The organism is Paucibacter sp. DJ2R-2, assembly GCF_025717675.1.
In the GTDB taxonomy this organism is placed as follows: Bacteria; Pseudomonadota; Gammaproteobacteria; order Burkholderiales; family Burkholderiaceae_C; genus Paucibacter_A.
Map to the genome: position 1 here is coordinate 17140 of NZ_JAJIRT010000017.1, position 18343 is coordinate 35482.

The 18343-nt window shown below is 62.6% G+C and carries 17 protein-coding genes; 8 read left to right on the forward strand and 9 right to left on the reverse strand.

Going from position 1 to position 18343, the window contains the following annotated elements; genetic code table 11:
• Positions 1–38: 38 nt before the first annotated feature.
• From pbpG to LNV28_RS24390, 6 genes are all read right to left on the reverse strand, one after another.
• Positions 39–1121 carry a D-alanyl-D-alanine endopeptidase gene (gene pbpG, locus LNV28_RS24365; RefSeq protein WP_263520941.1) on the reverse strand — a complete coding sequence of 361 codons (1083 nt, stop codon included), beginning with the start codon at positions 1119–1121 and terminating at the stop codon, positions 39–41.
• Between the two features lie 170 nt (positions 1122–1291).
• Positions 1292–2833, reverse strand: a complete 1542-nt coding sequence (locus LNV28_RS24370; protein ID WP_263520939.1) for a 2-isopropylmalate synthase — start codon at positions 2831–2833, stop codon at positions 1292–1294.
• A gap of 217 nt (positions 2834–3050) precedes the next feature.
• Positions 3051–3878, reverse strand: coding sequence for a CDP-diacylglycerol--serine O-phosphatidyltransferase (gene pssA / locus LNV28_RS24375; RefSeq protein WP_263520964.1), 828 nt, complete (start codon positions 3876–3878; stop codon positions 3051–3053).
• A gap of 171 nt (positions 3879–4049) precedes the next feature.
• Positions 4050–5066, reverse strand: coding sequence for a ketol-acid reductoisomerase (gene ilvC, locus LNV28_RS24380; RefSeq protein WP_263520937.1), 1017 nt, complete (start codon positions 5064–5066; stop codon positions 4050–4052).
• Positions 5067–5149: 83 nt separating this feature from the next.
• Positions 5150–5641: an acetolactate synthase small subunit gene (gene ilvN / locus LNV28_RS24385; protein WP_102769762.1), complete on the reverse strand. Its 492-nt coding sequence runs from the start codon at positions 5639–5641 to the stop codon at positions 5150–5152.
• 168 nt (positions 5642–5809) lie between these two features.
• The gene (locus LNV28_RS24390) at positions 5810–7615 is read right to left on the reverse strand and encodes an acetolactate synthase 3 catalytic subunit (RefSeq protein WP_263520934.1); all 1806 of its coding nucleotides are present in this window, start codon (positions 7613–7615) and stop codon (positions 5810–5812) included.
• 270 nt (positions 7616–7885) lie between these two features.
• Here LNV28_RS24390 and LNV28_RS24395 point away from each other — a divergent pair, with 270 nt between their 5' ends.
• Genes LNV28_RS24395 through LNV28_RS24415 form a run of 5 tightly spaced genes read left to right on the forward strand, consistent with a single transcriptional unit; the run spans position 7886 to position 10738 of the window.
• Positions 7886–8452, forward strand: a complete 567-nt coding sequence (locus LNV28_RS24395; protein WP_263520932.1) for an RNA polymerase sigma factor — start codon at positions 7886–7888, stop codon at positions 8450–8452.
• Positions 8449–8901, forward strand: coding sequence for a DUF3619 family protein (locus tag LNV28_RS24400; RefSeq protein WP_263520931.1), 453 nt, complete (start codon positions 8449–8451; stop codon positions 8899–8901). The genes LNV28_RS24395 and LNV28_RS24400 overlap by 4 nt, the downstream gene beginning before the upstream one ends.
• 12 nt (positions 8902–8913) lie before the next feature.
• Complete coding sequence (locus LNV28_RS24405) at positions 8914–9813, forward strand: DUF3106 domain-containing protein (protein ID WP_263520929.1); 900 nt, start codon at positions 8914–8916, stop codon at positions 9811–9813.
• 3 nt (positions 9814–9816) lie between these two features.
• Complete coding sequence (locus LNV28_RS24410; RefSeq protein ID WP_263520927.1) at positions 9817–10347, forward strand: RDD family protein; 531 nt, start codon at positions 9817–9819, stop codon at positions 10345–10347.
• 10 nt (positions 10348–10357) lie between these two features.
• On the forward strand, positions 10358–10738 hold the full coding sequence (locus LNV28_RS24415) for a diacylglycerol kinase (RefSeq protein WP_263520925.1): 381 nt from the start codon (positions 10358–10360) through the stop codon (positions 10736–10738).
• 56 nt (positions 10739–10794) lie between these two features.
• On the opposite strand, the gene LNV28_RS24420 is transcribed toward LNV28_RS24415, so the two are convergent.
• Positions 10795–11133: a P-II family nitrogen regulator gene (locus tag LNV28_RS24420; RefSeq protein WP_102769755.1), complete on the reverse strand. Its 339-nt coding sequence runs from the start codon at positions 11131–11133 to the stop codon at positions 10795–10797.
• A gap of 36 nt (positions 11134–11169) precedes the next feature.
• Positions 11170–12858 carry an NAD+ synthase gene (locus LNV28_RS24425; protein WP_263520921.1) on the reverse strand — a complete coding sequence of 563 codons (1689 nt, stop codon included), beginning with the start codon at positions 12856–12858 and terminating at the stop codon, positions 11170–11172.
• A 13-nt stretch (positions 12859–12871) separates the two neighbouring features.
• Here LNV28_RS24425 and LNV28_RS24430 point away from each other — a divergent pair, with 13 nt between their 5' ends.
• Complete coding sequence (locus tag LNV28_RS24430) at positions 12872–14038, forward strand: GNAT family N-acetyltransferase (RefSeq protein WP_263520920.1); 1167 nt, start codon at positions 12872–12874, stop codon at positions 14036–14038.
• Between the two features lie 125 nt (positions 14039–14163).
• Here LNV28_RS24430 and ppa read toward each other — a convergent pair whose 3' ends face one another.
• Positions 14164–14706 carry an inorganic diphosphatase gene (gene ppa / locus LNV28_RS24435; protein WP_263520917.1) on the reverse strand — a complete coding sequence of 181 codons (543 nt, stop codon included), beginning with the start codon at positions 14704–14706 and terminating at the stop codon, positions 14164–14166.
• A gap of 294 nt (positions 14707–15000) precedes the next feature.
• On the opposite strand from ppa, the gene LNV28_RS24440 reads away from it, so the two are divergent.
• A complete protein-coding gene (locus LNV28_RS24440; protein ID WP_263520916.1) occupies positions 15001–17172 on the forward strand; it encodes a sodium-translocating pyrophosphatase in 2172 nt (723 codons plus the stop codon).
• A gap of 161 nt (positions 17173–17333) precedes the next feature.
• Positions 17334–18188: a J domain-containing protein gene (locus tag LNV28_RS24445; RefSeq protein ID WP_263520914.1), complete on the forward strand. Its 855-nt coding sequence runs from the start codon at positions 17334–17336 to the stop codon at positions 18186–18188.
• The last annotated feature ends 155 nt before the right edge of the window (positions 18189–18343 follow it).

Genomic DNA, 18343 nt, shown 5'->3' on the forward strand with positions numbered 1-18343 from the left:
TTCTTTTCGGTGGCCAGACAGCCACGCAAGAGCCTGACTCAGATCGTCGGCTTGACGTTCACCGCCGCAGCGCTCGGGTTGCTGTTGATCCACTTGCGCACGCGCTCGGCATCGGCAATCCGCGTGTATTTGCCGGTGGAATCGAGGAAGACCATGATCAGCTTGCGGCCAGCCATGCGTGCCTGCATGACCAGGCAACGGCCGGCCTCATTGATAAAACCGGTCTTCTGCAAACCGATGTCCCAGGCGGGGTTGCTGACCAAAGCATTGGTGCTGTGATATTGCAGCTGGCGGCGACCCAAGGCCACTTGATATTCCTTGGAAGTGGACAGCTCACGCAGCAAAGGCACCTCGTGCGCCACCTTGACCAGCGCCGCCAAATCCTTGGCGCTGGACTGATTGCGGCTGGACAAGCCGGTCGGCTCCACATAGTGGGTGTCGGTCATGCCCAAAGACTGTGCCTTGGCGTTCATGGCGGTGACAAAGGTCGCCAGACCGCCGGGGTAGTACCGACCCAGCGCATTGGCAGCGCGGTTCTCAGAAGACATCAGGGCCAGATGCAGCATCTCGCCGCGAGTCAGCGTAGCGCCGACCGTCAGGCGCGAGCGCGTGTACTTTTCAGAGTCGACGTCCTCATCACTGATCGTCAGCTTTTCGTCCAGTGACTGCCCGGCTTCAACCACCAGCAGCGCCGTCATCAGCTTGGTGATCGAAGCGATCGGCAGCACAGCCTGGGAGTTCTTGGCGAACAGAACTTCGTTGGTGTCTTGATCCAGAACCAGGGCCACGCTGGATTTGAGCTTGAGCGCGTCTTCCACGCCGTGCAGACCGTAGAGCTGGCCGAAAGTGGGTTTGGCCGCCACTTCAGCGACGGCAGCACGAGCAGCTACCGGGGCCTTGCCCGTACGAACGCGCAGGGCCGCTTTGGGCTGAGCCTTGGCGCCAGACTTCAGCTGGGCCGCCTTAGCCGCCTTGTTCAGATGGGTGCTGCGCGCAGCCGGCTTGGCGGCGCGCGCATTCTTGGCCACCGGTGCTTTTTGTGCCGCGGCAGCGCTGGTCAGCGGGGCGCTACCCAGGAAACCCGCCACGACCAAGGCCAGGCTGGCGGAAAGATGCGTCAACTGCTTCGAGAATCTATTGTTCAAACCGGGCCCCCAACAACTGTCTTGCAGTTTAGGTGAAAGGAAAAATACACGCAAGATCAATCGCTTAGCGCTGACTCTTCAAGCTGAACTTGGATGCCACCGAAAAACGGGAACCAGACCCGGGGCCACGGGCCTGGTATGCCCGCTCAACCCTGCGCGGCCACCCGCTCGGTCTTGCTCTGCAGCTTGTTCAGCGCACTCAAATATGCCTTGGCCGAGGCCACGACGATATCGGGATCGGCCCCGACGCCGTTGACCACCCGCCCGGCATGTTGCAGGCGCACAGTCACCTCGCCTTGTGATTCTGTGCTTCCGCTGGTGATCGCATTGACCGAATAGAGCACCATCTCGGCGCCACTTTGAACCTGGGATTCGATGGCGCGCAGCACTGCGTCGACAGGGCCATTGCCATCGCTCTCGGCGCGATGCTCTTGTGCGCCGGCAGAGAACACCACGCTGGCGTGCGGCTTCTCGCCCATCTCCGAGCGCTGGGACATGGCCACCAATCGGTAATGCTCGTGCTCGGAGGTGACCGACTCGTCCATCACCAGGGCGATGATGTCTTCGTCGAAGATCTCATTCTTGCGGTCGGCCAGGTCCTTGAAGCGCACGAAGGCGGCATTGACTTCTGCCTCGGACTCGAGCGAAATGCCCAACTCTTGCAGGCGCTGCTTGAAGGCATTGCGGCCGCTGAGCTTGCCCAGAACGATTTTGTTGGCGCTCCAACCCACATCCTCGGCGCGCATGATTTCATAGGTGTCACGCGCCTTGAGCACGCCGTCCTGATGGATGCCAGAGGCATGCGCGAAGGCATTGGCACCGACCACGGCCTTGTTGGGCTGGACCACGAAACCGGTGGTCTGCGAGACCAGGCGCGAGGCGGCGACGATATGGCTGGCGTCGATATTGCAGTCCAGTCCGAAGTAGTCGCGGCGGGTCTTGACCGCCATCACCACCTCTTCCAGCGAGCAATTGCCAGCCCGCTCGCCCAGGCCATTGATGGTGCACTCGATCTGGCGCGCGCCACCGATCTTCACGCCGGCCAAGGAGTTGGCCACCGCCATGCCCAGGTCGTTGTGGCAATGCACGGACCAGATCGCCTGATCCGAGTTGGGCACGCGCTCGCGCAGAGCCTTGATGAAGTTGCCGTAGAGCTCCGGGATGGCATAGCCCACGGTGTCCGGAATGTTGATCGTGCGCGCCCCTTCCTTGATGACCGCCTCGACCACCCGGGCCAAGAAGTCAGGGTCGGAGCGGTAGCCATCTTCCGGCGAGAACTCGACGTCATCGGTGACATTCCGGGCGAAACGCACCGCCTGAATCGCCTGCTCCAGCACCTGCTCGCGCGTCATGCGCAGCTTCTTCTCCATATGGAGCTCGCTGGTGGCGATGAAGGTGTGAATGCGCGAGCGCGCCGCACCCTTCAGCGCCTCGGCGGCGCGAGCGATGTCGCGGTCATTGGCGCGAGCCAGGGAGCAAATGGTGCTCTCACGCACGGCATCCGCAATCGCCTTGACGGCCTCGAAATCACCATTGGACGAAGCCGCAAAGCCGGCCTCGATCACGTCCACCCGCAGACGCTCAAGCTGACGCGCAATGCGTAGCTTCTCGTCCTTCGTCATCGAAGCGCCGGGCGATTGCTCGCCGTCGCGCAGGGTGGTGTCGAAGATGATCAGCTGGTCAGCCATGAGGGTCTCCATGTGGCTTGGGTTGATGAAAGAAAACGAACTGCGAAAAACAAAACGGCCCGCGAAGCAGAAGCTAGGCGGGCCGGTGTGATGTGCGAAAACTGTTCTGTGAAGACGTGCGCGATCAGCGGGCCCGAGGCTCGATGGCTAGTAGCAGCAGCGCGAATGCGGTCTTCTTCAACATGGCTTGCAATATAGCACGCGAAACCGGGCCGACTCAGTCGTGCAAGCCCTTTTCATCGGGCTCGTCCGTCGACGTGGCGATCACGCTGACCGGCTTGCCTTTCATGCGCTTGTAGCCATACACCACATAGCCCGAGAGGCCATAGACGCAGAACAAGCCGAACAGCACGCGCGGCGGGTCAATATTGATAACGGCAATCCCGAGCGCAATCGCGACGATGACAATGAAGGGCACCGAACGCTTGAAGCTGACGTCCTTGAAGCTGTAGAAAGGCGCATTGGTCACCATGGTCAGGCCGGCATAGAGCGTGAAGCCAAAGGCCACCCAGGCCAGGGAGGGCGTGCTGTGAATGGCCTTGTAGCCGGCGTCATCCATCACCCAGACCAGACCCATGACCAAGGCTGCCGCCGCCGGGCTGGGCACGCCCTGGAAGAAGCGCTTGTCGACAACCGCGATATTGGTGTTGAAGCGCGCCAGACGCAAAGCTGCACCGGCCATATAGACGAAAGCCGCAAACCAGCCCCACTTACCCAGGCCGGACAGAGCCCAGATGTAGAGGATCAGCGCCGGCGCAGCGCCGAAGGACACCATGTCGGAGAGGCTGTCCATCTGCTCGCCGAAGGTGCTTTGCGTGTTGGTCATGCGCGCCACACGGCCGTCCAGGCTGTCCAGCACCATGGCCGAAAAAATGCCGTAGGCCGATTGCTCGAAGCGCCCATTCATCGCCATGACGATGGCGTAGAAGCCACTGAACAAGGCCGCCAGAGTGAAGAGATTGGGCAGGATGTAGATGCCCTTGCGGCGCGGACGCACCGGCTCGTGCACCTCGATGTCGTCATCGTCGGGCAAGGCCGCGGGCATGGGATTCTTGGGATCGGTCATGGGGCGCAAGGATACAACAGGGGCCGGAGGCAAAAAAGCCGCGAACAGGTCGCGGCTTTGAGAAGCTTCACGCCTCAGCCTGGCCGCAAGCATGCGGCCCGGCCTTCGTGAGGCGTCGTCGAGCGCGCAGGCGCTCGACTCGGTCCTCACTCAGTTCTTGCTCTGATCGACCAGGCGGTTCTTCTTGATCCAAGGCATCATGGCGCGCAGCTTCTCGCCCACTTGCTCGATCGGATGCTCGGCGGTCAGGCGGCGACGGCTCAGCAGGGTCGGTGCGCCGGCCTTGTTTTCCAGGATGAAGCTCTTGGCGTATTCACCAGTCTGGATGTCCTTCAGGCACTGACGCATGGCGTTCTTGGTCGCCTCGGTCACCACGCGCGGGCCGGTCACGTACTCGCCGTACTCGGCGTTGTTGGAGATCGAGTAGTTCATGTTGGCGATACCGCCTTCATAAATCAGGTCGACGATCAGCTTCAGCTCGTGCAGGCACTCGAAGTAGGCCATCTCGGGCGCGTAGCCGGCTTCGGTCAGGGTTTCAAAGCCCGCCTTGATCAGCTCCACGGCACCGCCGCACAGCACGGCTTGTTCACCGAACAGATCGGTCTCGGTCTCTTCGCGGAAGTTGGTCTCGATGATGCCGGCCTTGCCGCCACCGTTGGCGGAGGCATAGCTCAAGGCCAGATCGCGGGCGCGGCCGGTCTTGTCGGCGTAGACAGCGATCAGGTGGGGCACGCCGCCACCCTGGGTGTAGGTGCCGCGCACGGTGTGGCCAGGGGCCTTGGGCGCAACCATCCAGACGTCCAGATCAGCGCGCGGCGTGACCTGACCGTAGTGCACATTGAAGCCGTGAGCGAAGGCCAGCGAAGCGCCGGGCTTGATATTGGGCTCGACCTCGTTCTTGTAGACCTCGGCGATCTGCTCGTCAGGCAGCAGGATCATGACCACATCGGCAGCCTTCACGGCCTCGGCGATTTCGGCCACCTTCAGGCCGGCGTTCTCGGCCTTGGCCCAGGACGCGCCGCTGCGGCGCAGACCGACGGTGACCTTGACGCCGCTGTCGTTCAGGTTTTGCGCATGGGCATGGCCTTGTGAGCCGTAGCCGATGATGGTGACGTTCTTGCCCTTGATGAGGCTGAGGTCGGCGTCCTTGTCATAAAAAACGTTCATGTCGGTCTCCAGAAAAATTCAGTGAATCGGTCGAAAAAAGAGGGGTGGGTACTGCCAGAAGGGTCTGATGAAATGGGGCGTCATCAGAGGCGCAGAATGCGCTCGCCGCGGCCGATGCCGCTGGTGCCGGTGCGCACCGTTTCCAGGATGGACGCGCGGTCGATCGCACCGATGAAGGCATCGAGCTTGCTGGCGTCGCCGGTCAGCTCGATGGTGTAGGTCTTCTCGGTCACATCGATGATGCGGCCGCGGAAGATGTCGGCGGTCCGCTTCATCTCTTCGCGCTCCTTGCCGACCGCGCGCACCTTGATGAGCATGAGTTCGCGCTCGGTGTAATTGCCTTCGGTCAGGTCCACGACCTTGACCACTTCGATCAGGCGGTTCAGGTGCTTGGTGATCTGCTCGATCACCTCGTCCGAACCGGTGGTGACGATGGTCATGCGCGACAGCGAGGCATCCTCGGTCGGCGCCACGGTCAGGCTCTCAATGTTGTAGCCACGGGCAGAGAACAAGGCGACGACGCGCGACAGCGCGCCCGGCTCGTTCTCGATGAGCAGTGCAATGATGTGTTTCATGGGTGTGGTCTCGTCCTTCGCGCTCTTCAAACCGGCGGCGGTAACCGACGGCTCTTGGCCACGCTCTTCGATGGATGGAAACAGGTGCGAGGCTTGGGCGGAGTGCTGCGGGCGAGGCCTTTGACATCAGCGCGGTAACGCTGGCGCCCAGGCCCTGCCCTCAAGCACTCACAGGTCCTCGGATCCCAGGCGCATTTCCGAAATACCCTTGCCCGCCTGGACCATGGGCCAGACGTTCTCGGTCGGATCGGTGCGGATGTCGAGAAAGACCGTGCGATCCTTCAAGCGCATGGCTTCGCGCAGCGCGCCTTCGACATCACCAGGCTTTTCGACCAGCAGGCCGACATGGCCGTAGGCCTCGGCCAGCTTGACGAAATCGGGCAGCGCTTCCATATAGCTGTGGGAGTAGCGCTTGCCGTAGTCGAGCTCCTGCCACTGACGCACCATGCCGAGGTAGCGGTTGTTCAAGGCGACGATCTTGACCGGCGTCTTGTACTGCTGGCAGGTCGACAGCTCCTGGATGCACATCTGAATGCTGCCCTCGCCGGTGACGCAGAACACGTCCGACTCCGGCTTGGCCAGCTTGATGCCCATGGCGTAGGGCAGGCCCACGCCCATGGTGCCGAGGCCGCCGGAGTTGATCCAGCGGCGCGGTTCTTCGAAGCGGTAGTACTGAGCCGCCCACATCTGATGCTGGCCCACATCGGAGGTGATGTAGGCGTCACGGTCCTTGGTCAGATTCCACAAGGTCTCAACCACCATCTGCGGTTTGATGACTTCGGTGGACGGCTTGTAGACCAGGCAATCGCGTCGACGCCATTCATTGATCTGGCTCCACCAGGCATTGATGGAGGCGGAATCAGGCTTGGCCTGCGCCTCCTTGATCTGGAAGATCAGCTCTTGCAGCACATCCTTGACGTCACCGACGATGGGGATGTCCACACGCACCCGCTTGGAGATCGAAGACGGGTCGATGTCCACATGGATGATCTTGCGCTCGACCTGGGCGAAGTGCTTGGGGTTGCCGATCACCCGGTCATCGAAACGCGCGCCCACGGCCAGCAGCACATCGCAGTGCTGCATGGTCATATTGGCTTCGTACGTGCCGTGCATGCCCAGCATGCCCAGGAATTTGGGGTCGCTGGCGGGGATAGCGCCCAGGCCCATCAAGGTGTTGGTGCAGGGGTAGCCCAGCAGATTGACCAGCTCACGCAGCTCGGCCGAGGACTCGCCCAGAATGACGCCGCCACCCGAATAGATGTAGGGACGCTTGGCCTGCAGCAAGAGCTGCACCGCCTTGCGGATCTGGCCCGAGTGCCCCTTGCGCGCCGGGTTGTAGGAGCGCATCTCCACATGCTTGGGGTACTCGAAAGCAGCGCCCAGCTTGGCCATGGAGACATCCTTGGGGATGTCCACCACCACCGGGCCAGGCCGGCCTGTGCGGGCGATGTGGAAGGCCTTCTTCATCGTCATGGCCAGATCGCGCACATCCTTGACCAGGAAGTTGTGCTTGACGATGGGCCGGGTGATGCCGACGGTGTCGCATTCCTGGAAGGCGTCCAGGCCAATGGCCGGCGTGGGCACTTGGCCGGTCACGATCACCATGGGGATCGAGTCCATATAGGCGGTGGCAATGCCGGTGATGGCATTGGTCACACCCGGACCCGAGGTCACCAGGGCGACGCCGACATCGCCGGTGGCGCGGGCATAGCCGTCTGCAGCATGCACAGCAGCCTGCTCATGGCGAACCAGAACGTGTTGGATGGTTTCCTGTTTGTACAGTGCGTCGTAGATGTACAGCACCGCGCCGCCGGGATAGCCCCAAAGGAATTGAACACCTTCGGCCTGCAGGCAGCGAACCAGGATCTCGGAACCATTGAGGTCCGACGAGGAGGGAGAGGGATTTGAGGAGTGAGGCTGCGCACGACCATCCGAGGCCGCAACGCGCTTGACTTCCGCGCTAGACATGTCCATTTCGAACCTTTGTGAATTTCTCTAACGAAAAACCATCGGTGTCCCTTCTCGCACCCTTGTGAGGTGGACTCGGAACCTGCGCGATCAAAAAACTTGGCACCCGGGTCGGGCAAGCCAGTCTGAGACCAGTGACTTCATTGTGCGAAGCAGCATTATGCACCGACTTGGGAGCGCCTCCGTCGACTTGCCTGCCTAGACCGGCGCTATAGCGCCACGCAATGCGATACTTCGCGCTGTTTTGCCAGTCCGGGCTTGCCGCCCTCCTCCTCCTTGGCCACCGACAAAGAACTCAACGATTTCCTGCGCAGCGTCGACCAACGCGCGTTCAAGCGCACCGCCTACATGGTGCGTGACGACGATGCCGCGCTGGACATCGTGCAAGACGCCATGATCCGCCTGGCCGAGAAGTACTTCGACCGCCCGGCGGCCGAACTGCCGCTGCTGTTCCAGCGCATCCTGTCCAACGCCACCATGGATTACTTCCGGCGCAAAAAGGTGCGCAATGGGGTGATGCAGAACATGTCGGACTTCGAAGGCGGCGGCGAAGACGGCGACTTTGACCTGTTGGAAATGCTGGAAGGCCAAGACGGAGCCATGGGCGCATTGAGCGCCGCGGATGAGGTCTCACGGGCCCAGATCTTGCAAGTCATTGATGCGGAAGTGGCGGAGCTGCCCGCGCGTCAACGAGAAGCCTTCCTGTTGCGTTACTGGGAGGAACTGGATGTCGCGGAGACCGCCAGCGTCATGGGTTGCTCGGAAGGCAGTGTTAAAACTCACTGCTCCCGTGCCACGCATGCATTGGCAAAATCGCTGAAGGCCAAGGGAATCACACTATGAACACGTCGAAGCACTCACAGTTTGCGCAAGAGCTGGACGCCCGCGTGGCACGTTTCGGCCTGCGCGTGGCCGCCGGCCTGAGCGAACGCAACCAAGCCTTGCCAGCCGATGTCTCCGAGCGCCTGCGCTTCGCCCGCGAGCAGGCCTTGCTCAAAGCCCGCAGCGCCCGCGCCGCCCAAACCGAGCTCGCCCCCAGCACCCGCGTGGTGCGCTCTGGCGCCACCTTGGCCCTGTTTGGAGGCACGGGATCCCCGCGCTGGCTGAAGTTCGCCTCGCTGATGCCGCTGTGCATGCTGGTGCTGGGCCTGGCGCTGATTCAGCACGGCCAGTTCTACGAGCAGATCCTGGCTGCGGCCGAAGTGGACACGGCCTTGCTGGCTGACAACTTGCCGCCCTCGGCCTACAGCGACCCGGGCTTCTCTGAATTCCTGAGCGACGAGCAAGACTGACGGATGCGCACCTTGGTTTCCCTGAAAGGCGCGGCCAGTCGGCATGAGCTTGCCCTGCTTTGCCGCGGCTTTGCCGCGGCGGCCCTGCTGAGCTTCGGCACATCGACCGTGCTCGCGCAGGCGCCTGCAGCCGAAGCTGCGAGCGCGCCGCTGCAAGCTCTGCCTGCGGCCAGCGCTACGCCTTCACCGAAAGCCCAGCCCTCGGCCCAAGCCGCTTCTGCGGCAAAGCGAGCCCCGACCCCCACTCTGGGGGCGGGCACGGCTTTGCTTCCGCCAGCCTGGCAAGGCCTGAGTGCGACGCAAAAGAGAATCCTCGCCCCGCTGGAGCGCGATTGGGACGGGCTAGACGCCGGGCGCAGAAGCAAATGGCTGGAAGTGGCCCAGCGCTTCCCGGCCCTGCCAGCGGAAGAGCAAGCGCGCATGCAAGAGCGCATGCGCGACTGGACGCGCCTCAGCGCTGTGGAGCGCCAGCAAGCGCGAATCGGATTCCAGGCCGCCGCCCAGCAGCTGAACTCGGGCGACCGCCAAGCCAAATGGGAGGCCTACCAAGCCCTGCCCCCAGAAAAACGCCAGCAGTTGGCCGACAAGGCCGCCAAGAAACAAGCCCCGAAGAAGGTCGGCGTACCGACAGCGGCGGCGATCGAAAGTCAGAGCAAGTCCAACCTGGTGCCGGCCCTGACCAAGAACCTGCCGGCCAAGCCGGTCGCACCGTCCCTGCTTCAAGCCAAGCCGGGCGTCAGCACCGTGCTGATCACACAAATGGCGTTGCGCCCGAGCCACCAGCAGGCCGGCCAGACCAAGGTGTGGGCCGACCCCAATCTGGTCGACAGCAAAACCCTGCTGCCCAAACGACAACCGGCTGCGAGCTCGCCCGCCCCGGGCTCCGCAAACCCAGCCGCCTCCGCCTCCTGATTCATGAGCGACTCTGATTCCCTGACACCCGCGCAGCCGCGGGCGCCTGGCTTGGTGCGACGCCTCGCCGCTTTCATGTACGAGGGCATCCTGCTGTTCGCGGTGGCTATGGCGACCGGTCTGGTGTATTCGCCCCTGGCACAACAGCGCCACGCGCTCGAGCACCGCAACGGCCTGATGTTGGCCTTGGCTTGCAGCTTCGGCGCCTATTTCGTCTACTTCTGGAGCCGCAGCGGCCAAACCTTGCCGATGAAGACCTGGCACATCCGCGTCCTGCGCCTCGATGGCCAGCCTTTGGGCGTGGCACAGGCCATGCTGCGCTATGTCCTGAGCTTCGCCTGGTGGCTGCTGCCGGTGATGGCTGCGTTGCAGATGCGCCAGCACGGCCTTGGCTTTGGCGCCATCAGCGTGGTCGGCCTGCTCGGCCTGCTGGGCTATGCGGCGTTGAGCCGAGTTTTGCCAGGGGGGCAGTTCCTGCATGATGTGATTGGCCGCACCCAATTGGTCACCCAGATTCCGAAGCAATCCAAGTGAGCACTCCGAGATGAGCAACCCGCACAAGGGCCGAACAGGCATCGACCGCATCATTCACGCGGCCGGCTACTCCATGTCCGGCCTGAAGGCGGCCTACACGGAAGAAAGTGCGTTTCGCCAGGAAGTTTGGCTGCTGATCCTGGCCACACCGGCGGCATTCTGGCTGGGCGAGGGTTGGGTGCAGGTGTCCCTGCTGCTGGGCTCGCTCTTGCTGGTGCTGATCGTCGAGCTGCTGAACTCAGGCATCGAGGCCGCGATTGATCGCGTGTCCTTCGAGATTCACGATCTATCCAAGCGGGCCAAGGATTTGGCCAGCGCTGCGGTGCTCCTGGCCCTGCTGCTGTGCGTCGGCGTTTGGGGCGCGGCGCTGTGGCAGCGCTTCATGGTCTAAGCCAGCGCGGCCGCGCGCCTCAAGGCGGCAGCGGCGCGAGCCAATGAGGCGAAAACTCAGACCGCAGCTTCGTCGGTCTCGCCGGTGCGGATGCGCACCACCTGCTCGACCGGAGTGACAAAGATCTTGCCGTCGCCGATCTTGCCGGTCTTGGCCGCCTTCAGGATGGCGTCGATGCAGCGCTCGACGTCCTCATCCTTGACCACCACCTCCACCTTCACCTTGGGCAGGAAGTCCACCACATACTCGGCACCGCGGTAAAGCTCGGTATGGCCCTTCTGGCGGCCAAAGCCCTTGACTTCGGTGACGGTCAAGCCCGATGCGCCCACCTCGGCCAGCGATTCGCGGACTTCGTCCAGCTTGAATGGCTTGATGATGGCGGTGATCTGCTTCATGGACGGATGCTCCTGGAAAGATGGGGACCTGAGGATTTAAGCACGGAACTTCGAGGTAATCGGATAGCGCCAATCCCGCCCGAAAGCGCGATGGGTGATGCGAATGCCAATGGGCGCCTGGCGGCGCTTGTATTCGTTGATCTTGATCAGCCGGGTCACACGCTCGACATCGGCCGGATCAAAGCCAGCGGCCACGATCTCAGCCAGACTCTGATCCTCTTCCATGTAGCGGGCGAGGATGGCGTCCAGCACCTCATAGGGCGGCAGGCTGTCCTGGTCCTTCTGATCCGGGCGCAGCTCGGCCGAGGGCGGCCGGGTGATGATGCGTTCAGGGATGATGGGGCCGACCGTACCATCGGCACGCCGCGTGGGCTGCTCGTTACGCCAGCGCGCAAGGCGGAAGACCAAAGTCTTGGCGACATCCTTGATGACGGCAAAGCCACCAGCCATATCGCCGTACAACGTGCAGTAGCCGGTCGCCATTTCGCTCTTGTTGCCGGTGGTCAGCACGATGGAGCCGAACTTGTTGGACAGCGCCATCAGCAAGGTGCCGCGGATGCGGGCCTGGATGTTTTCCTCGGTCGCGTCCAGCGGCAAGCCCTGGAACTCCTCAGCCAGGCTGGCGTTGAAGGCCTCGAACATGGGCACGATGGATTTTTCGTCGTAGCGCACACCCAGGCGCTCCGCCATGTCGCGGGCGTCGATCCAGGAAATATCCGCCGTGTAGGGCGAAGGCATCATCACCGTACGCACCTTGTCGGCACCCAAGGCATCGACAGCAATGGCCAACACCAGGGCCGAATCGATGCCGCCGGACAGGCCGATCAAGGCCCCCGGGAAGCCGTTCTTGCCGATGTAGTCGCGCACGCCGATGACCAGCGCGCCCCAGGCTTGGGCCTCCAGCTCCGGCAGAGGCAAGACCTGACCCTGCACGCAGCCCTCAGCATCCAATTCGACCAGGAGCAGGTCCTCTTGAAACATGCCAGCGCGCGCAGCGAGTTGGCCTTGGGCGTCGAGCGCAAAAGAAGCGCCGTCGAACACCACCTCGTCCTGCCCACCCACCAGATGGGCGTACAACAAGGGCAGGCCAATATCGGCCACACGCTCAGCCATACGCGCTTCGCGCTCGGCCACCTTGCCCAGATGGAAGGGCGAGGCATTGAGCACGCACAGCACTTGGGCGCCGGCCGCCTTGGCGGCGCGGGCGGGTTCGGCGAACCAGGCGTCCTCGCAGATGTTCAAGCCGAAACGCAGGCCACCGACTTCAAAGACCAGCGCCGCCTCACCTGCATCCCGGCCTGAGACGAAGTAACGCCGTTCGTCGAAAACTTGGTAGTTGGGGAGCTCGCGCTTGGCATAGCTGCGCAAGACCTGCCCCCCTGCCAGCACTGAGGCTGCATTGAAGCGCGCCTGCACGGCCCAGCTCTTGGACCTAAGATCGTCCGAGCCAATGCGTTGCTGCGGATGGCCGACGACGACATGCAAGCCCGAGCAATCGGCCAGTTCGCGGGCGATCCAGTGCAGTTGCTCTTCGCAGGCCTGCATGAAGGCGGGCCGCAGCAAGAGGTCTTCGGGCGGATAGCCGCACAGACTCAGTTCGGGGGTCAGCAGCAGCTGGGCGCCGGCCGCATAGGCGCGGCGTGCGAATTCGACAATCTTTTTGGCGTTGCCCGCGAGATCACCGACGGTGACATTGATTTGCGCAAGCGCGACTTTCACGGACATGGGCCTCACACAAATGAAAACTAGCTCGGCCGATTATGTCATCCGGGTCCATTCCGACCTGCAGGAGCTGCCTCTCGATGCATGGAATGCCTTGCTGGCCGCGCAGGCCGAAGCCACGCCGTTCATGCGACTGGAATACCTGCAAGCGCTGCAGGAATCAGGCAGCGCCACGGCCGCCACCGGCTGGCAGGCGCAGTTCCTGAGCATCTGGCAGGGCGAGCGCTTGATGGCGGCATGCCCGGCCTATTTGAAGATCCATTCCTACGGCGAATACGTGTTCGACTGGGCCTGGGCCGACGCCTACCAACGCCACGGACTGGACTACTACCCCAAGCTGCTGGTGGCCGTGCCCTTCACCCCGGTGCCAGGCGCCCGCCTGCTGGCCGCCGATGAGCTCGCGCGCCGGTTACTACTGGATGCACTGCTCACTTTGGCTCGCCAACAATCGCTGTCCTCCGCTCACATCCTGTTCTCGAACGAAGCGGAGCATGCCACGGCGAGCGCGGGCGGTTGGATGGCGCGCAGCGGCGTGCAGTTCCATTGGAGCAATCGCCTCGAAGCACCCTACCGCGACTTTGAGGACTTCCTCGCCTCACTGCAGCGCGAGAAGCGCAAGAAGATCCAGCAAGAGCAGCGCAAAGTGCGCGAGGCTGGTGTGAGCTTCGAAACCCGCCAGGGCAAGGAGATTCAAGAAACAGATTGGGATTTCTTCTACCGCTGCTACCAGCTGACCTACCGCGCCCACCACAGCCAACCTTATTTGACTCGGGACTTCTTTCGACTCATGGCCCAGCGCATGCCCGGCCACTGGCTGCTGTTCATCGCGCGACGCGAGGGGCAAGCGGTGGCCGCCTCGCTGATTGCGCTGGACCCGGAGCAGCGCGTGGCGTATGGACGTTACTGGGGCGCGACCGAGCCCATCTCTTGCTTGCACTTCGAAGCCTGCTATTACCAACCGCTGCGTTGGTGCATCGCGCAGGGCTACCGGCGCTTCGAAGGTGGCGCGCAGGGCGAGCACAAGATGGCGCGGGGCCTGATGCCAGTCAGCACCGGCTCCAGCCACTGGCTGGCGCACCCGGACTTCAGTCAAGCGGTGGCGGAGTTCCTCGGGCGCGAGGGGCAGGCCATGCATGCCTATGTCAACGAGCTGGAGTCGCACCAGCCTTTCAAGCCCAGCTGAGCCCAGTCCAGCGCGCGCCACCCCAATGACCAAGAAAAAAGCGCCGGCACATTGCTGCGCGGGCGCTTTCGGGACGGTGAGATAAGCACACCGGTGCCAAGGCCCAAGCCTCAGCGAGTACGAACTCAGGCCTTGGCTTGGGCCTTGGCATAGTTTTCGATGCCGGCGGTGATCTCCGCCTTGGCGGCCTCCGGGCCTTCCCAGCCTTGCACCTTGACCCACTTGCCGGGCTCCAGGTCCTTGTAATGCTCGAAGAAGTGCTGAATGGCGTTCAGGCGCATCTTGTTCACGTCTTCGGGCGTTTGCCAATGGGTGTACATCGGCAGGATTTTCTCGATGGGCACAGCCAGCAGCTTGGCATCGCCGCCTGCTTCGTCTTCCATCTTCAGCACGCCTACGGCGCGGCATGTCACAACCACGCCCGGGGTCAGCGGGTAAGGCGTCACGACCAGCACATCAACCGGGTCACCATCATCCGACAGGGTCTGCGGGATGTAGCCGTAGTTGCAGGGATAGTGCATGGCTGTGGTCATGAAACGGTCCACGAACATGGCGCCGGTTTCCTTGTCGACCTCGTACTTGATCGGGTCGGCGTTCATCGGGATCTCGATGATGACGTTGAACTGTTCGGGCGCCTTGGCGCCGGGTGTGACGTTGTGCAGGCTCATGATTCTCTTGATCTAACGCGAGGGGAAACCCGGATTCTAAGGGCTGCGCTTACACAGCCGTGACAGCGATGGCGCAAGCTGCAACATCCGCGACTGCGGCACACCGCTGGGCTTAGGCGTCAGCGCATCGTTTACCCGCAAACACTGGGTAAACACCCAGAGCACTCGATTGCATTACGCAAACTCCATCCCGTAGCATCAAACGCAGCGACCTGAGCCGCCACCGTGCAGGTCTGGCGTAGGGGCATCGAGGCGCATTCCGATTTGGCAGTAACACCAACAGGAGACCCGTTCATGACGACCCAATTGGCGCTGTACTTCGCGCTAGCCTGCGGAATTGCCGCAGTCTTGTATGGATTCATTCAAAGAAGCTGGATCCTGAGCCAGGACGCGGGCAACCCGCGTATGCAGGAAATCGCATCCGCCATCCAACAAGGTGCCGCCGCCTATCTGGCAAGGCAGTACAAAACGATCGCGGTGGTGGGCATCGTTCTGACCATCCTGATCGCGATCTTCCTCGACAACATCACGGCCGTCGGCTTTGTACTCGGCGCCGTACTCTCTGGAGCCTGCGGATTCATCGGCATGAATGTGTCCGTTCGCGCCAATGTACGCACTGCACAGGCCGCCACCAAAGGAATTGGCCCGGCGTTGGACGTGGCCTTCAAGGGCGGCGCCATCACCGGCATGCTGGTGGTTGGGCTGGGCTTGCTTGGCGTCAGCCTGTTTTTCTGGTTCCTAAGTGGCGGAGAAAACGTTGACCCGACCACGCTCAAGCCCCTCCTGGGCTTTGCCTTCGGATCCTCCCTGATTTCCATCTTTGCCCGCCTCGGCGGCGGCATCTTCACCAAGGGTGCCGATGTCGGTGCAGACCTGGTGGGCAAGGTCGAAGCCGGCATCCCCGAGGACGACCCTCGCAACCCAGCCGTCATTGCCGACAACGTGGGTGACAACGTCGGCGACTGCGCAGGCATGGCCGCCGATTTGTTCGAGACCTATGCCGTCACCTTGATCGCCACCATGGCACTTGGCGCCTTGGTCGTCAAAGCTGCAGCCATGCAAGCCGTGCTGTACCCGCTGCTGCTGGGCGGCGTGTCCATCATCGCGTCCATCATTGGCTGCAGCTTTGTCAAAGCATCGCCGGGCATGAAGAATGTCATGCCAGCTCTTTACAAAGGATTGGCCGTTGCCGGTGTGCTGTCGCTGATCGCCTTCTACTTTGTCACCAACGCCGTCATGCCCGACGACGCGCTGGGCGCCGGCACCCGCCTGCGCTTGTTCGGCGCTTGCGCTGTGGGCCTCGTACTGACGGCTGCCTTGGTGTGGATCACCGAGTTCTACACCGGCACCCAGTACTCACCCGTCAAGCACATTGCCCAAGCATCGACGACTGGCCACGGCACCAACATCATTGCCGGCCTTGGGGTGTCGATGCGCTCCACCGCCTGGCCCGTGCTGTTTGTTTGTGCCGCCATCCTGGCAGCCTACCAGCTAGGTGGCCTTTACGGGATCGCCATTGCCGCCACCTCCATGCTGAGCATGGCCGGCATTGTGGTTGCACTGGATGCTTATGGCCCGATCACCGACAACGCGGGCGGCATTGCCGAAATGGCAGAACTGCCAGCCAGCGTGCGCGATGTGACGGATCCCTTGGATGCCGTGGGCAACACCACCAAGGCAGTCACCAAAGGCTATGCAATCGGATCCGCTGGTTTGGCCGCGCTCGTGCTGTTTGCGGACTACACCCACTCCCTGGAAAGCCGCGGCCTGAGCGTCAGCTTCGACCTCAGTGACCCCAAGGTCATCGTCGGCCTCTTCATCGGCGGACTGATTCCATACCTGTTCGGCGCCATGGCCATGGAAGCCGTTGGGCGTGCAGCCGGCGCCGTGGTGGTGGAAGTACGTCGCCAGTTCCGAGACATCAAAGGCATCATGGATGGCAGCGGCAAGCCTGAATACGGCACCGCCGTCGACATGCTGACCACCGCAGCGATCAAGGAAATGATCGTTCCCTCGCTGCTGCCCGTGGTCGTGCCCGTTCTGGTCGGTCTGCTGCTCGGCCCCGCCGCACTGGGCGGCCTGCTGATGGGAACCATCGTCACCGGCCTCTTTGTCGCCATCTCCATGTGCACCGGCGGCGGCGCCTGGGACAACGCCAAGAAATACATCGAAGACGGCCACCATGGTGGCAAGGGCTCCGAAGCGCACAAGGCGGCCGTCACTGGCGACACGGTGGGCGACCCGTACAAGGACACTGCCGGCCCTGCCGTCAACCCGCTGATCAAGATCATCAACATCGTGGCATTGCTGATCGTGCCCCTGCTGCCGCTGCCGACCAGCAACCCTGCCTCAGCGCACAGCGCAACGCCCGTGGCAGCCTGGGCAACACTTCAACCAGCGCCGCTAACGTCGTCCGCGATTGCAAGGGAAACGCCAGCCGCCAGCGCGCCAGCATCAGCCCCTTGACGCACGCAGCGCGCGGCGGGTTGCCGCAGCGACCAGGAACACCGAGCACGGGTTAGCCCCGAGATAAAACAGCCCCGGCCGGGGCTGTTTTTGCATTTACGGCCTGGAAGCTCAAGCCACAATAGACCCGTTTGACAGCCCGACCACCTCACACTCTTGCCATGAACAACTCAGCGCTTTCAAGGCATGGCTTGGCCCGCCGTCGGGCGCAGTTGCAAGATCTGCAGCGCTACTTGCATAGCCAAGAGGAGGAGTTTCACGAGCTCCACGGCAATCTGCGCGCATTTGTCGATCGTTATGTCGAAACCCTGGGCAGCGCCTATCTCGAACTCGACGCCCTCGAGTCCCAGTTGCACACCGCCACCCAATACCTAGCCGAAGCCCTTCGCCGAAATGGGATATCCGCGCGGACGCCCTGCGCGCCTCAAGCCACCGCGTTGCCCACGATTCCATTTCTCCCGGCCACCGCACCGCTCCCGCCCGAACCGGCAGACGGACTGGTCGACCTACCGCCACCAAGTCTGAAAACCCTGTATCGACGCGCAGCCATGCGCCTGCATCCCGATTTCGCGGACACCGAACAAGAACGCCAGCGCCGCGAGCAAGCCATGATGGCGGTGAATGAGGCCTATGCAGCCGAACGGCGCGCCCAACTGGAAGCCCTACTCCTAGCTGCCGGCGAAGATCCCGTGAAAGTCACCGGCGGCAACGCTGATGCCCTGCGCAACTGGCTGTCGCGCTGCGAGACAGCCGTACAAGGCCGCTTACGTGTGGTTCAAGCCCACAGAGTGGCTTTGGAAGCCCACCCGATGCATCAACTCTGGCAGGCCATCACACGAGCCGAATCCATGGGACTCGCCCCGTTCAGCGTGATGGTCAACCGCCTACAAAGCCAAATCGCCGAACGGCGCCAGGAGCTCTACATCGGCCAGCGCCTACAACCAGAGCCTGGACTGGCTGAAGACTTCTTGCGCCGGCGCATTGAACGCATGGGGGCGCATGCGAGCTCAAGCTGAGCCCGCCAAAACCTAACGCCTTACGCAATTTCGAACCTGCAAAGCAAAACGCCCCCGATTCTTTCGAACCGGGGGCGCTGCTTAAATATTAGCCTGACGATGACCTACTTTCACACGGGAACCCGCACTATCATCGGCGCTGAGGCATTTCACTG